This is a genomic window from Antrihabitans auranticaus, from assembly GCF_016481275.1.
In the GTDB taxonomy this organism is placed as follows: Bacteria; Actinomycetota; Actinomycetes; order Mycobacteriales; family Mycobacteriaceae; genus Antrihabitans.
On record NZ_JAEMNW010000001.1, the window covers coordinates 158,688 to 172,544 of the forward strand.

The 13,857-nt window shown below is 64.7% G+C and carries 14 protein-coding genes; 5 read left to right on the top strand and 9 right to left on the bottom strand.

Translation table 11 applies throughout. The annotated features are described in order from the left end of the window. Window positions 1–490: 490 nt before the first annotated feature. Genes JGU72_RS00635 through JGU72_RS00650 form a run of 4 tightly spaced genes read left to right on the top strand, consistent with a single transcriptional unit; the run spans window position 491 to window position 4,766 of the window. A complete protein-coding gene (locus JGU72_RS00635; RefSeq protein WP_199683109.1) occupies window positions 491–850 on the top strand; it encodes a chorismate mutase in 360 nt (119 codons plus the stop codon). Between the two features lie 3 nt (window positions 851–853). After that, a complete protein-coding gene (gene pabB, locus JGU72_RS00640; RefSeq protein WP_199681837.1) occupies window positions 854–2,950 on the top strand; it encodes an aminodeoxychorismate synthase component I in 2,097 nt (698 codons plus the stop codon). Beyond that, window positions 2,947–3,810: a prephenate dehydrogenase dimerization domain-containing protein gene (locus tag JGU72_RS00645; RefSeq protein WP_307828247.1), complete on the top strand. Its 864-nt coding sequence runs from the start codon at window positions 2,947–2,949 to the stop codon at window positions 3,808–3,810. Before pabB ends, JGU72_RS00645 begins: the two co-directional genes overlap by 4 nt. Next, window positions 3,807–4,766, top strand: coding sequence for an AurF N-oxygenase family protein (locus JGU72_RS00650; RefSeq protein WP_199681838.1), 960 nt, complete (start codon window positions 3,807–3,809; stop codon window positions 4,764–4,766). The genes JGU72_RS00645 and JGU72_RS00650 overlap by 4 nt, the downstream gene beginning before the upstream one ends. A gap of 21 nt (window positions 4,767–4,787) precedes the next feature. On the opposite strand, the gene JGU72_RS00655 is transcribed toward JGU72_RS00650, so the two are convergent. Genes JGU72_RS00655 through bioB form a run of 3 tightly spaced genes read right to left on the bottom strand, consistent with a single transcriptional unit; the run spans window position 4,788 to window position 6,666 of the window. Next, entirely contained in the window at window positions 4,788–5,396 is a 609-nt protein-coding gene (locus tag JGU72_RS00655) for a DUF2567 domain-containing protein (RefSeq protein ID WP_199681839.1), read from the bottom strand. Continuing rightward, window positions 5,393–5,605, bottom strand: coding sequence for a biotin synthase auxiliary protein BsaP (gene bsaP / locus JGU72_RS00660; protein WP_199681840.1), 213 nt, complete (start codon window positions 5,603–5,605; stop codon window positions 5,393–5,395). The genes JGU72_RS00655 and bsaP overlap by 4 nt, the downstream gene beginning before the upstream one ends. 47 nt (window positions 5,606–5,652) lie before the next feature. Further along, window positions 5,653–6,666 (bottom strand): biotin synthase BioB, encoded by a 1,014-nt coding sequence (bioB, locus tag JGU72_RS00665; protein WP_199683111.1) that lies wholly within the window; start codon window positions 6,664–6,666, stop codon window positions 5,653–5,655. Window positions 6,667–6,808: 142 nt separating this feature from the next. Here bioB and JGU72_RS00670 point away from each other — a divergent pair, with 142 nt between their 5' ends. Beyond that, window positions 6,809–7,396, top strand: coding sequence for a TetR/AcrR family transcriptional regulator C-terminal domain-containing protein (locus JGU72_RS00670; protein WP_199681841.1), 588 nt, complete (start codon window positions 6,809–6,811; stop codon window positions 7,394–7,396). A gap of 2 nt (window positions 7,397–7,398) precedes the next feature. Here the strand turns inward: JGU72_RS00670 and JGU72_RS00675 are convergent, their stop codons facing one another. From JGU72_RS00675 to JGU72_RS00700, 6 genes are all read right to left on the bottom strand, one after another. Beyond that, window positions 7,399–7,719 carry a hypothetical protein gene (locus JGU72_RS00675; protein WP_199681842.1) on the bottom strand — a complete coding sequence of 107 codons (321 nt, stop codon included), beginning with the start codon at window positions 7,717–7,719 and terminating at the stop codon, window positions 7,399–7,401. Between the two features lie 47 nt (window positions 7,720–7,766). Then, on the bottom strand, window positions 7,767–9,080 hold the full coding sequence (locus JGU72_RS31175; RefSeq protein ID WP_199681843.1) for an AAA family ATPase: 1,314 nt from the start codon (window positions 9,078–9,080) through the stop codon (window positions 7,767–7,769). A gap of 46 nt (window positions 9,081–9,126) precedes the next feature. Beyond that, on the bottom strand, window positions 9,127–10,530 hold the full coding sequence (gene sthA / locus JGU72_RS00685) for a Si-specific NAD(P)(+) transhydrogenase (protein ID WP_199681844.1): 1,404 nt from the start codon (window positions 10,528–10,530) through the stop codon (window positions 9,127–9,129). Between the two features lie 188 nt (window positions 10,531–10,718). Then, on the bottom strand, window positions 10,719–11,405 hold the full coding sequence (gene bioD, locus JGU72_RS00690; protein ID WP_199681845.1) for a dethiobiotin synthase: 687 nt from the start codon (window positions 11,403–11,405) through the stop codon (window positions 10,719–10,721). Further along, window positions 11,402–12,556, bottom strand: a complete 1,155-nt coding sequence (locus tag JGU72_RS00695) for an 8-amino-7-oxononanoate synthase (protein ID WP_199681846.1) — start codon at window positions 12,554–12,556, stop codon at window positions 11,402–11,404. The genes bioD and JGU72_RS00695 overlap by 4 nt, the downstream gene beginning before the upstream one ends. Window positions 12,557–12,582: 26 nt before the next feature. After that, on the bottom strand, window positions 12,583–13,848 hold the full coding sequence (locus JGU72_RS00700; RefSeq protein WP_307828248.1) for an adenosylmethionine--8-amino-7-oxononanoate transaminase: 1,266 nt from the start codon (window positions 13,846–13,848) through the stop codon (window positions 12,583–12,585). Window positions 13,849–13,857 lie beyond the last annotated feature (9 nt).

Below are 13,857 nucleotides of genomic sequence, written 5' to 3' on the forward strand. Positions count from 1 at the left end.
CCCAAATCATGGACACCTCTTTTGGTATCGCTGCGCAAGCGATGCAAATTCCCCGATGCAATTACTGTGTTGACTGGAATACGTTCTTGTGCTGCGATTCTGATGGGTCGTAATTCGCGTTTCGCGGAGGGTCGGGCACGGCCCGCTCTGTTGTCCACCTGCTCGGAAGGAGCGCGGATGGTTCGTCCAGTCACCGCGCGGCTCGAGCCCCGGACCGCTCCGCGGAGGGTCCACCGCGGCACAGAAAGGGAGTCGATCGACCTATTGGAATGACGTTTACGAGTTATTTGGAGATTTGTTTGAAAAGCCCCGAACCGGGGCACCGTAACATTGCTCGTCTGATTCGTCGGCATTTCAGAATTGGCGAATCGACCGTCGGGGGCATGTAAGTACTGCCGAATATGGCGAAATTTTTGCGCGCAATTCGCACGCGAAAATGCGCCGACAGTCCGGGAAAATCCGAGAACGAGGGGGTCCACCGGTGGATCGCATGATCGCCGTCGCCACGAACGACCAAGAAGTCGCGTCATCGGAATTGAAGTTGGCGAAATTGCGGGCCGACCTCGACTACGTCGACAGCCGACTCATGGAAATTGTGCGTGCGCGCATCGAGGTCATTGAACAGATCGCCGTTCTCAAGCAACACTATGACATACCGATGATGCAACCCGGCCGGATGCGGGTAGTGCACGAGCGCGCCCAGCGGTTCGCCGACGAGCATCGACTGTCCCCCGAATTTCTTCGTTCTCTCTACGATCTGCTGATCGGTGAGGCCTGCCGCGTCGAGGACGAGATCATCTACGCCGACGCCGGGCAGACCCCGGATCACGCCGTCGAGAAGCAGAGGTGATCGGTGGTCACTCGGACTCTGCTGATCGACAACTACGATTCCTTCACCTACAACCTGTTCGGCTTGCTGACCGAGGTGAACGGAACCGCGCCGACGGTTGTCGCGAACGACTCCGACTGGGAGTTGTTGCGCCTGAGCGAGTTCGACAACATCGTCGTGTCCCCGGGGCCGGGCCGACCCGACCGTGAACGTGACTTCGGCATCAGCAGGCGAGCAATTCTGGAATCGAACCTGCCGGTTCTCGGCGTCTGCCTCGGGCATCAGGGACTGTGCAATCTCTTCGGCAGCCCCGTCGTTCTCGCCCCCGAGCCGAGGCACGGCCGAATCTCGCAGATTCACCACAGCGGGACTGGCTTGTTCGACGGCATACCGTCGCCGTTCGACGCCATCCGCTACCACTCGCTCATCGTCGAGGACGTACCCGCCGACATGGTTGCGACCGCCTGGACAGCCGACGGACTTGTCATGGGCGTGGCGCACCGTACGCGCCCGCTGTGGGGCGTCCAGTTCCATCCCGAATCGATCTGCACCGAGTTCGGTCGCGAACTACTCGACAACTTCCGCAAGCTCACGCCCACGCGTTCCTCACACGTTCCGCATGCGACGCTCCCCCGCGCCGCACCGGTCCCGCAGTCGAAGCTCGACATAGCGGTTCGCCGGATCGACCGCAGCATCGACGCGCACGCGGTCTACGAGCGACTGTTCGCCGCGGCTAAACACAGCTTCTGGCTCGACGGCAGCAGTGGACGCGAAAGGCGTTCACGTTTCAGCGTTCTGGGCGACAGCTCCGGACCGCGCGCCGAATTCGTCACCTACACGGTCGCGGAAACCACCGTCCGGGTGCACCGCGCCGGGCAAGCGGTCGAGGAACACCGTGCAACGCTCTTCGACTACCTCGAGCGCCAATTGGCCCGCCGGACGGTTCCCAAACTCTCCGGTGTGCCGTTCGCATTCGGCCTCGGCTACGTCGGCTTCCTCGGCTACGAACTCAAAGCAGACGCCGGCGGGCAACTGGTTCACACGAACGCCGACGCCGACGCTTCCATGGTGTTCGCCGACCGCGCCGTCGTGATCGATCACGAGGACGGTTGCGCGTACCTGCTGTGCTTGCGCGACCCACTCGGCGACACCGAGGCGGAGCTGTGGCTCGATTCGACGACGGCGATTCTGCAGCGGCTGGAAGAGCCGGACCGGGCACCGGTGACGCCGGCGCCGATCGTCGGCATCGACGATCCGACCGACCTGAAACTGCGCCACGACTACGACCGCTACATCGACCTCATAGCGCAGTCGCTCGAAGAGATCCGGTCCGGCGAGACGTACGAGGTGTGCCTGACAAACGTTGCGACAGTTGAGCGCTCGATCGATCCGATCGACACGTTCAGCTGCCTTCGGGAGATCAACCCCACTCCCTACAGCGCGCTCCTGCGGTTCTCGGGCAGTTCGGTGCTGAGCGCGTCACCCGAACGATTTCTGCGCATCGACGCCGACCGAGTCGTCGAGTCGAAGCCGATCAAAGGCACTCGTCCGCGCGCCAAGACCGAGGCCGAGGACGATCTACTGCGAAAAGACCTGGTGCGCAGCGAGAAGGACCGTGCCGAGAACCTCATGATCGTGGACCTCGTCCGAAACGATCTGACAAAGGTGTGCGTGCCGGGATCCGTCCACGTGCCGACGCTGTTCGACGTGGAAACCTATGCGGCTGTCCACCAACTTGTTTCGACCGTGCGCGGGACGCTGCGCGACGACGTCTCACCCGTCGAGTGTGTTCGTGCGGCCTTCCCAGCCGGGTCGATGACGGGCGCACCGAAGATCCGGACGATGGAGATCATCGACAAGCTCGAAGACGGCCCACGGGGCGTGTATTCCGGTGCCATCGGGTACTTTTCGCTGACGGGCACCGCCGACTTCTCGGTCGTCATCCGCACCGTCGTCGCGACCGATCACGAAGTGAGCTTCGGAATCGGCGGCGCCATCGTCGCACTGTCGGATCCCGCCGAAGAAGTGAACGAAACCCTCGTCAAAGCGGCAGCCATGCGGCGGTGCCTGTCCGAAACGGCCGGCCAGCACGGGCCACCGACCGGCACGGGCGCTCGGTGAGCCAAAGTTCGGGCCACATAACAGTTGTCGGCGGATCGGGCGCGATGGGACAACTGCTCGTACCACTCTGGCGCGCGACCGGGCGCCGGGTGGTGGTGATCGATCAGCAACCTGCTGACGCTGCCGACTACGTCTGCGCCGACATCCGCGAGCCGACCGCCGCAGTCGTTGCAGCGCTCCAAGACTCAGCGCTGGTCGCCCTCGCCCTTCCCGAGGAGGTAGCGGTCGCCGTCGCTGCCGACGTAGCGGGATTGCTCGCGCCGGACGCTTTGCTCCTCGAGACGCTATCGGTGAAGACGGATATCCACGAACGGCTTGCCGGTGCGACCGTTGCGTCGGTCGGCATAAATCCGATGTTCGCGCCGAGTCTCGGATTCGCCGATCGACCGGTCGGCGTGGTCGTGCATCGGGACGGTCCCGCCGTCGACGAGGTGCGAAAGACCCTGCGCGACTGGGGCGCACGTATCGTCGAACTCAGTGCCGACGAGCACGACCGACGCTGCGCGGCGACCCAGGCATTGACCCATGCCGCCGTACTGACGTTCGGGCTGGCGTTGGCGAATCTCGAGGTCGCAGGCAGCGAACTGGTGCCTATCGCGACGCCGCCGCACAACGTCATGCTGGCGTTGCTCGCCCGCGTTTCCGGCGGCGCACCCGAGGTTTACCTGGACATCCAGGCAGGCAACCCCTATGCGCGTGACGCACGAAAAGCGTTGGCCAGCGCAATAAGCGAACTCACCGACGTCGTCGACACCGGCGGTGACTTCGCCGAACTGATGGTACGGGCGGCGAAACCCCTCGACGGCCACGTCGACAATTACCAAGAGTTGTGCCGGCGCCTCATCCAGGTGATTCGATGACGACGTACTCCGTCACAGCACCCGCGTTACCGGAGCACGACAGGAGCAACCCGGTCGAGGGCGCGATCATCAACGGACTGGTCCGCACCTGGCCACGACGCGCCACGGTCAAGAAGAAGGAACCGGAACTGGATGATCTTTTCGATCCCGCGAAGGCAGACTTCCCGGAAGAGATGATCCCGTTCCACGACCACGAGTGCTTCCTCGGTCTGAACGGGACGCAGCAGGACCGACTCCGGGCGTGGGCGTGGATCGCATACAACAAGAACGTCATGGACATCGAGCAGTTCGTCGTCAATCCCGGATTCGGGCTCCTCTCGCGGGACGAACTCGACGTCGGATTCGGCGACAAACACAAGGTCGCAGCTTTGCAGGCGATGGTCGACGAGGAATACCACACGCTGATGCACCTCAACGCGAGCGCGTTGACACGGCGGCGGCGCGGCTGGCAGCTCCCCGACAATCTGCTACCGCGCAGTCTCACGGTGCGGGAACATGATTCGTCGATAGCGGCCGCTTCCTCGCGCCGCGAGGCGGCGCTGGTTCGCGTCGCCTTCACGACCGCTGCCGAGACCTCCATCAGTGGATACCTCGCGTTGATGACCGACAGCGAAGCGGTGCAATCGGTCAATCGCTCCACGGTCGCGCTGCATCGGCGAGACGAACTCTCCCACTCGTCGGTAGCGGGCGAACTGGTTCGTGCTGTCTACGACACGTTGAACCACGCCGACCGGCGAGTCCTGATCACCACGCTCGGTCGCGGCATCGAAGCCTTCGCAGGAAACGACTTCACGACCTGGCGCGCCATCCTCGACGCCGAAGAGATCCCCGGTGCAAGTCGCATCATGGCCGACGTCGAAGCCGCGGCAGCGTCGCGAGTGGTCCAGGACTGCAGCGCAATCCGCGCGCTCTGCCGCGACCTCGGAATCGAGGACGAGGTCGGGGTGGAGTGGTGAGTGACCTGGCGCCTCGCCGGATCACCCGTCCTGCGGGCTCGCCGAACTGTCGACGGAAGGCTGCGGTGCGGCAAACGCGGGCGCTGCGCCTTGTGTAGCGAACGGCGGCCCAACGTCGTTGCGATCGTCGCCTTCGACGCCAAGATCGTCACGCGGATTTATTGCGGCCATCACGAGTACGGACAGGCAGGCAATCAGCGGCGCGATGATCAGGACCAGCAAGGTGTCGATCGTCGGTGCCACCGCAACGACCTCGCCGACAGCCGGTTCGACGATCTCCGGAAATCGCAGTCGCGCAACCAGTTCCCCGGTGAACATCATTTCACGGGCACCGTCGAGCGCGCCGAGGAAGAGTCCTGCGAACAGGATCGGGCCACGCATGGAACGCCAGCGCCACGTCGCGGCCGAACCGACGATTGCGACGACCAACGAGATGGCGGCAAATATCGCCACCGAGTCGAAGTAGTGGCCGCTTTCGCCCGCGATCGTCTGCATCCGTCCCGGTTCGAAAACTACGAGATGCTCGGCGGGCGCGAGGAATCCCCACACGACACCACCGATGACGCTGATGACGAGCCAGCCGACGAAGACTGCCAACGCCGCGAGAGTCTCCCGGCCCCAGCGATTCATCGACGGTGTTCGAGGTCGGACGAGTCGATGACACCGTGCCGCGAGCACTTCGCCCACCAGCCGTCAGGGCTGACCTGCACGATCATGCGCCGCCCGCACTGTTCGCAGAAGCGCGGTGGTTCCAACCCGAGAGCGGCTGCGGCGGGTACCGCGTCATCGTGGCCGGCAACTACTCGCCGGCCGGTGAAGGGGTTGTAGCGCTCGTCCATGGGTACAGATAATGGCAGGTCGAGCGGAGTGAGGGGCATTCCTACCGTCACAGCGTGCTGTTGAGAGCCTTGATCGGCATCTGCAACTCGCCCAGCAGATCGAGGTCCTGTTCGGCCGGCCGGCCGAGCGTGGTCAGGTAGTTGCCGACGATGACGGCGTTGATGCCGCCGAGGATTCCCTGCTTGGCGCCGAGGTCTCCGAGCGTGATCTCGCGGCCACCGGCGAAACGCAGGATCGTACGCGGCAGGGCCAGGCGGAACGCGGCTACCGACTTGAGCGCCTCGCTGGCGGGCAGCACTTCGAGGTCACCGAACGGCGTGCCCGGTCGCGGGTTGAGGAAGTTGAGGGGAACCTCGTCCGGTTCGAGCTCGGCAAGGTTCGCCGCGAACTCGGCGCGCTGTTCGAGCGACTCCCCCATGCCGAGAATGCCGCCGCAGCAGACCTCCATGCCGGCTGCGCGAACCATTCGGAGCGTGTCCCAACGCTCTTCCCACGTGTGCGTGGTGACGACGTTCGGAAAGTGCGACTTCGAAGTTTCGAGGTTGTGGTTGTAGCGGTGGACGCCCATCGCGGCGAGCTGGTCGACCTGTTCCTGAGTGAGCATGCCGAGCGAGCAGGCGATCTGGATGTCGACCTCGTTGCGGATCGCTTCGATACCGGCAGCGACCTGGGCAAGCAGCCGCGCGTCCGGGCCGCGGACAGCGGCGACGATACAGAACTCGGAAGCACCCGATTTTGCAGTCTGCTTCGCCGCCTCGACCAGCGACGGGATGTCGAGCCAGGCCGCACGGACCGGCGACTGGAACAGCCCCGACTGCGAGCAGAAGTGGCAGTCCTCGGGGCAACCGCCGGTCTTCAGGCTGATGATGCCCTCGACCTCGACTTCGGGACCACACCACTTCATGCGCACGTCGTGTGCGAGGGCGAGCAGCTCCTCGAGCCGGTCGTCGTCGAGTCGCAAGACCTCGAGGACCTGAGCCTCACTGAGCCCTTCGCCGCGTTCGAGCACCTGCTCGCGAGCGGTGGCGAGGATATCTGTCCTGGCGGGTGCCTGAGTCACGATGAGTCCCTTCGGGAACACGTCGAGGCCGCGCGGCGCGCCAGCGCCGATCTGCCCGCGTGCACTTGGTGATGCTGACAACTTGAACAGCGTTCAGGTTAGGGTAGCTCCTGTCCGGAGTCAAAGCAGGGAAGGGCAGAACGTGCAACTGCGTCGGCAAGACGTCCTGGATGGTGCCATCGCGATCCTCGACGAATACGGCCTCGCGGACCTCACCATGCGCCGTCTCGCGAGTTCTCTCAAAGTTCAGCCTGGCGCCCTGTACTGGCACTTCCCGAACAAGCAGACGCTGCTCGGCGCGATCGCGGACACGATCCTCGCTCCCGTCGAGGGCCCTGTCGCGGCAGGGACATGGGACGCCCAGATCGTCGAAGTAGCCCGCCGTTTCCGCGACGCGCTCCTCTCGCATCGCGACGGAGCCGAGCTCGTATCCGCAACGTATGCAAGCAGACTCACGACGACGCACACTCGAGAAAAGTTCGTCTCGTCTGCCCTGCGCGCCGGAATGCCGCGCGCCGATGCCGAACTGGCAGCACACGCGATCCTGCATTACGTACTCGGCCAGACCGTCGACGAACAGTCCCGGATGCAGCTGGATTCCGCGGGCGTGCTCGCCGAAGATGCGTCGCCGCTCTTCGAGGCACCCGACGCATCGGCCCGGTTCGAGTTCGGACTCCAACTGTTCATCGGCGGCGTCCGCCATCGTCTCGGAAACCGCGCGCGAGCCTGACGTCAGTCCGGTCCGCACGTCGCGACGGCGGATTGGCCGAAGGCCTCTTCGCTGTCCACGAATCCGCCATTGATGTAGAGCGTGCACGAGACGAACTCACCGAAGGTTTGCGCCGTCACCACAGCGATCGGGTGCTCCTCCTTGGCTTGGAACGAGATCACCGCCGGCGTCTTCATGTCCGGGTTCTGCTGCTGATCGTTGAAGTGGTCGTACCAGGTGATCGACGCGGCCCCCGAGTCCGTCGTCACGACGTACCTGATGAAGTCACCTTTTCTGACTGCTTCGGCGGATCCAGCGTTGAACACCGCAAGCGAGAATGTCACGGCTGCGATTGTCAGTGCACGCTTCATGTCTGCCTCACGTCTCGACGTCAGAGATAGTTTCCCACCAACGGTTCAGGCTTCCAACGGCCCTGCGCAATCACATCACGCAATCGGCCCGTCGTCAGATCGGAGCCGTGCGCCAGCACCGCACGCCGCACGATCTCACGCAGATCCGCACCGGAAACATCCACTCCGATGCCCGCCGCAACCGCCCGGGTATCGATCTCGGCAGCGCAGTGCAGATTCCCGAGGAGCCGGCGGAGAATCTCGGCGCGACCGGCAATGTCCGGATAGTCGAGGTGGATGATCGCGTCGAAACGCGAAGCACGGGTTGCCGCCTTGTCCAGTGCCGCAGGGTCGTTCGTCGATGCAAGCGTCAGCACGTCGTCGTACCGCTGCGAACCGTCCATCACCGCAAGGAATTCCGCAAGCCCCGCGCCACCGGTGCCGGCGCTGCGGTCGCCGATGTAGAGGTCGATATCTTCCAGTACGACGACCGTCGGACCGAGTTCCTTGCACTCCTCGAAGACGGCGCGCAGTACGTAACTCGCCGCACGCGCGTCGACGAAAATGACGGTGAACTCCCCCAGCAGCTCCGTCGCGACGATGGCGCTGATCGCGCTCTTCCCTACACCCGGCGGACCTGCCAGAAGGATGCCGCGGCGGGTACCGAGGCCGAGCTCGCGCATGAGTTCTGCACGCGACGTCAGCGAGGCGACGTTGACGTCGATCTCGTCCCACACCTGCTGCGGTACACACAGGCTCGCACGATCACGCGGTGCCAGCTCGGTGATGTCGAGCTGCAGCCCGTCGTTGCACGACGCAAGCAACGCCCGCCCGCGAAGGAGGTTCTTCGTCTTCGCTGTCGCGGTGATCGAGTCGAATACTGCCCGCGCGATCTCACGGTCGGGCGGAGCCGCGTACACGAACAACGCCGGACCGCGGTAGACATCGGCGCCGATCAGCCGAACCACCGTCGCCGCCGACCCCAATGTGTGTGCCGGAAAGAACAGCGACAGTGTCTTCGGCAACGAGAACGAGACATCGTCGATTTCCAGACGCCGCCACTCCGGCGGATCGCTGTCGTCGCCGGGACCGACCGCGGGATGGTGCAATTCGATGAGTTCGACAATTGTCGCGGCCGTCGCGAGGGTGGACGTCGCCGACAATTTGACCATCTCGGCGACCAACTCCGAATGCCGGGCGCCGAGGTGGTGCGCGGCGAACGTCTCGTCGGTGAGCCGGTCTTCCTTTGTGCCGGAGAGAATCTCGCCGAGCACGTCCAGGGTGCGCCGGACACACGACGATTCGCCGTCCAGCGCGGCGCGCAGGTCGGTGACGTTCAAGGTCGGTGTACTCACAGCGGAGGAACATTACGCGCGCAGATCGTCTGGCGCACCTGAATATTCAGTCGGAGAGCACCGCGAGTTGCCGGATCTTGTTCATCGCGTCGAGCGCGGCGACCTTGTAGGACTCGGCCAGGGTCGGGTAGTTGAACACCGCGTCGACGAGGTAGTCGACAGTTCCACCGCACCCCATGACGGCCTGACCGATATGGACGAGTTCCGTCGCCTGGGTGCCGAAGATGTGGACGCCCAGCACTCTTCGGTCCTCTGGCGAGACCAGCAGCTTCAGGACCCCGTACGAATCGCCGACGATCTGCCCGCGCGCCAGCTCCCGGTACCGTGAAATGCCGACCTCGAAAGGCACTCGCGCTTCGGTCAATTCGTGCTCGGTCTTACCGACGAAGCTGATCTCGGGAATGGTGTAGATACCGATCGGCTGCAGATCGTTCAGGCCGTGTACCGGCTCGCCACACGCGTGATGTGCGGCCAAGCGGCCCTGCTCCATCGAGGTCGCCGCGAGCGCCGGGAAGCCGATGACATCACCCACCGCGTAGATATGCGGTACCTCGGTCGCGAAGTTCTCGTCGACCTTGATCCGCCCGCGATCGTCGGCGGCCAAGCCGGCCTTCTCGAGGTCCAGGCGCTCCGTAAGCCCCTGCCGCCCAGCCGAATACATGACAGTCTCGGCAGGAATCTTCTTACCGGATTCGAGGATGGTGACCGCACCCTTCGAGTACCGCTCGACGCTGGCGACGGTCTCACCGAACCGGAAGGTGACCGCCAGATCGCGCAGCTGGTACTTCAGGGCTTCCACGACCTCGCGGTCACAGAAATCCAGGATGTTGGGGCGCCGCTCGACGACGGTGACCTTCGTGCCGAGTGCTGCAAACATGGATGCGTACTCGATGCCGATGACGCCTGCGCCGACCACGACCATCGTCTGCGGTATGCGCTCGAGATCGAGAATTCCGTCCGAGTCGATGATCGTCTTGTTGTCGAACTCGACGGTTTCCGGACGAGCGGGTTTGGTGCCGGTGGCAATGATGATCTTGTCGGCTGTGACGACTCGGTTCTGCCCGGTCCCGTCCTGAATCTCGATGGTGTGCGGGTCCGTGAAATGCCCCAGCCCGGTGAGGAGCGTGACGTGGTTGCGCGACAGCTGGCTACGGATGACGTCGATCTGCCTGCCCATGACATGGTGGGTGCGCGCCATGAGGTCGTCTTTGGTGATGTCCTCCTTCACCTTGTACGCGCTGCCGTACATCTCGCGCTGGCTCATGCCGGTCAGATAGACGACGGCTTCACGCAAAGTTTTCGACGGGATCGTGCCAGTGTTGATACACACCCCACCGATCATGTCCCGCAGTTCGACGACCGCAACCGTCTTGTCCAGCTTCGCCGCCGCAATCGCCGCGCGCTGGCCACCCGGCCCGGAACCCATCACCAAAACGTCGAAGTCGCTCACTTGTGCATTGTTGCAAGGTCTGGCTGCCCCCGCAGTGAACTTTGCGCAATGGCAACCTGATCGTGCGCCGACTACGACCCGAACGCTGTGTTCCGCTGGTGCTTGGGACGAACGGGCTGCTGTGGCGGGAAACCCGCCCCCACACCGCCACCTGAGCCCGCTCGCGGCACGGCACCGTTCTACGAAGATCAGAAGTGCTGGGCAACCCAGGACTTGTCGAACCACTCCACGGCCGAGGCGACGAACGTCAGGTGGTCGAGGCCGCCCGCCCCTTCCGGAACAGATCCGACGACGTCGACACCCGTGACCCGGGGCAGGTCTTCCACATTGCATTCCGACGCAAGGTCCGGGCGCTGTGGCCACGAACCCACAATCAGCCCAGCGCATTCCACGCCGGCGGCAGCCAGAGCGTGGACGGTCAAGGCACTGTGGTTGAGGGTGCCGAGACCAGCGGCGGCCACGATCACGACCGGCGCCGACAGCTCGCGCGCGACGTCGAGCAACGTGAATCCCCCGGCACCGAGCCCGACGAGAAGACCTCCCGCACCCTCGACGAGCGTGACGCCCGAACGAGCATCCAACTCCCGGACAGCGGCGACGACCTGCGCCAAGTTCAGCGGCGGCAGACCACTTCGGCGCGCCGCGGTGTCGGGGGCAAGTGGATCCGGATACCTGGCAAGCTCGGTCAGGTCCTCGACGCCGGAGAGCCGTCGGATGTCCTCGAGGTCCCCCGCTTCGCCGACGGCAACACCGGTCTGCGCCGGCTTGCACACCGCGACCGATCGTCCGGCCGCTACGGCGACCGCAGCCAACGCAGCTGTTACAACGGTCTTTCCGACGCCGGTCGACGTTCCCGTCACAAGCAGGAGCGTCACCGCGCAGCAGCCGAGAGGACGTCGGTCAACACGCGATCGATCGTGTGCAACTCTGCGGCCGTCAGATTTGCGCGCGCGGTCAGGCGCAACCTGGAGGTCCCCTCGGGCACCGACGGCGGACGGAAGCAGCCGACGCTCAAACCGTTCTCACGGCACGCCGTCGCCGCGTCGAAGGCACGTTGCGGATCACCGAGGATCACGGATACGACTGCAGATTCGGGACGTTCGACGCCGGCGATCTCGGCGATGTCCGCGGCTCGGTCCAGCACTGCGCCAGCGCGCTCCGGTTCCCTTCGCAACACAGCGAGAGCGGCACGCGCGGCACCGACCGCCGCCGGCGCGAGGCCAGTGTCGAAGATGAACGTTCGGGCCGAATCGACAAGGTGCGCACAGACTTTGCCGCTTGCGAGGACGACGCCGCCCTGGCTCGCGAGAGACTTGGAGAGAGTCGCGGTGACGACGATGTCGGCAGCGCCGGACAAACCGAGCTCATGCACGAGCCCCCGCCCGCCGTCGCCACGGACGCCGATGCCGTGCGCCTCGTCGACGACAAGAACGGCTCCGTACTTTCGCGTCAGCCGATGCATCTCGATCAGCGGCGCGAGGTCGCCGTCCGCGCTGAACACCGAATCGGTCAACAGCAGTGCGCGCTCCTCGACCCGGTTGCGCAGAGCGTCTTCGATCGCGACGAGGTCACCGTGCGCGGTCACCTGAACCCGGGCACGCGACAGCCTGCAGGCGTCCACCAGAGACGCATGACTCCCGGCGTCGGACACGACGAGCGATCCCCGACCTGCCAGTGCGGTGACCGCCCCGAGGTTCGCCGCGTAACCGGACGCGAAGACGAGACCCGCTTCGACACCGACGAATTCGGCCAGCTCACGTTCGAGCATCGCGTGCTCGGTCGTGGACCCGGTGACCAAACGCGAACCCGTCGAGCCGGTGCCCCACCGTCGCAGCGAGGCGACAGCGCCATCGACGACGTCGGGGTGACGGACGAGTCCGAGGTAGTCGTTGGAGGCGAGATCGATCAGCCCGGTGACGGGCGTGCGCGGTCGCAGTTCGCGGCGCAGCCCAGCGGCGCGACGTTCCCGTTCACGGTCGTCGAGCCAGCGCAGGGCGTTTCGATCGGTTCCCACGAGTGGCAGCATACTCGACTTGAACGGTGTTCAAGTAATCAAGCGAGTCGCGCGACCGCCACCATCGCTGCTGCGATCTGCGCAACGTCTGATTCGGTGCTCACAAACGGAGGCATCGCATAGATCAGATTCCGGAACGGTCGTAGCCAGACCCCCGCGGTGACGGCAGCGTCGGTCGCCACCTGCATGTCGACCGGGTGGTCGAGTTCGATGACGCCGATCGCGCCGAGAACCCGCACCTCGACCACGCCAGGAAGCTCTCGAGCCGGAGAAAGCCCCTGCTCCAGGGCCTGCGACACCATCGAAACCTCCGCGCGCCAATCCCGCGAGAACAGCAATTCGATCGACGCGACAGCCGTGGCGCAGGCGAGCGGATTGCCCATAAAGGTTGGGCCGTGCATCAGGCCGCCGTGCGCGGCGCTGATCGTTTCCGCAATACGCGACGTACACAGAGCCGCGGCCAACGTCATGTAACCGCCGGTCAAAGCCTTGCCGACGCACATGACATCCGGGCTGACCCCGGCGTGGTCGGCAGCGAAGAGTTCGCCGGTCCGGCCGAAGCCGGTCGCGATCTCGTCGAAAACCAAGAGGACATCGTGCTCGTCGCAGAGGCTGCGCAGTTCCCGCAGATACCGCGGATCGTGAAAGCGCATCCCGCCCGCGCCCTGCACGACAGGTTCGACGATCACCGCGGCGACTTCGTGCGCATGTGCTGCGAGCAGCGCACCGAATTCTTCGACATAGGCCGACTCGAACTCGCGCGGCGGCGCAGGCGCGAAGATCTGCTCGGCGAGGATATCGGTCCAGAGCGAGTGCATTCCGCCCTCGGGGTCACAGACGCTCATCGGGGTGAAGGTGTCGCCGTGATAGCCGCCGCGCCACGTCAGCAGGCGATGCTTCTCGGGCTTGTCGACGCTGCGCCAGTACTGCAGGCACATCTTGGCCGCGACCTCGACCGACACCGAACCGGAGTCCGCCAGAAACACCTTGTCCAGCCCGGGTGGCGTGATGTCCACCAAGAGCTGAACCAGCCGTACGGCAGGCTCGTGGGTGAGGCCGCCGAACATGACGTGGCTCATGCGCCCGACCTGATCGGTGATCGCCGCGTCGAGTACCGGGTTGCGGTAACCATGGACGACGGCCCACCACGAACTCATGCCGTCGACCAGTTCACGGCCGTCTGCGAGCGTGAGTCGCGTGCCGCTGGCACTTGCCACGACCAGCGGAGCGGTCGTCGCCGGAAAGCCGCCGTACGGGTGCCACACGTGCGCGCTGTCGATTGCGGAGATCTCGTCTGGTGTCACGCCAACGAC

Coding starts and splice junctions, on each gene's coding strand:
- bsaP (WP_199681840.1), bottom strand. CDS start 5,605: ATGGACGAGCGCTACAACCCCTTCACCGGCCGGCGAGTAGTTGCCGGC.
- JGU72_RS00655 (WP_199681839.1), bottom strand. CDS start 5,396: ATGAATCGCTGGGGCCGGGAGACTCTCGCGGCGTTGGCAGTCTTCGTC.
- JGU72_RS00650 (WP_199681838.1), top strand. CDS start 3,807: ATGACGACGTACTCCGTCACAGCACCCGCGTTACCGGAGCACGACAGG.
- JGU72_RS00695 (WP_199681846.1), bottom strand. CDS start 12,556: ATGCTGCCACTCGTGGGAACCGATCGAAACGCCCTGCGCTGGCTCGAC.
- JGU72_RS00635 (WP_199683109.1), top strand. CDS start 491: ATGATCGCCGTCGCCACGAACGACCAAGAAGTCGCGTCATCGGAATTG.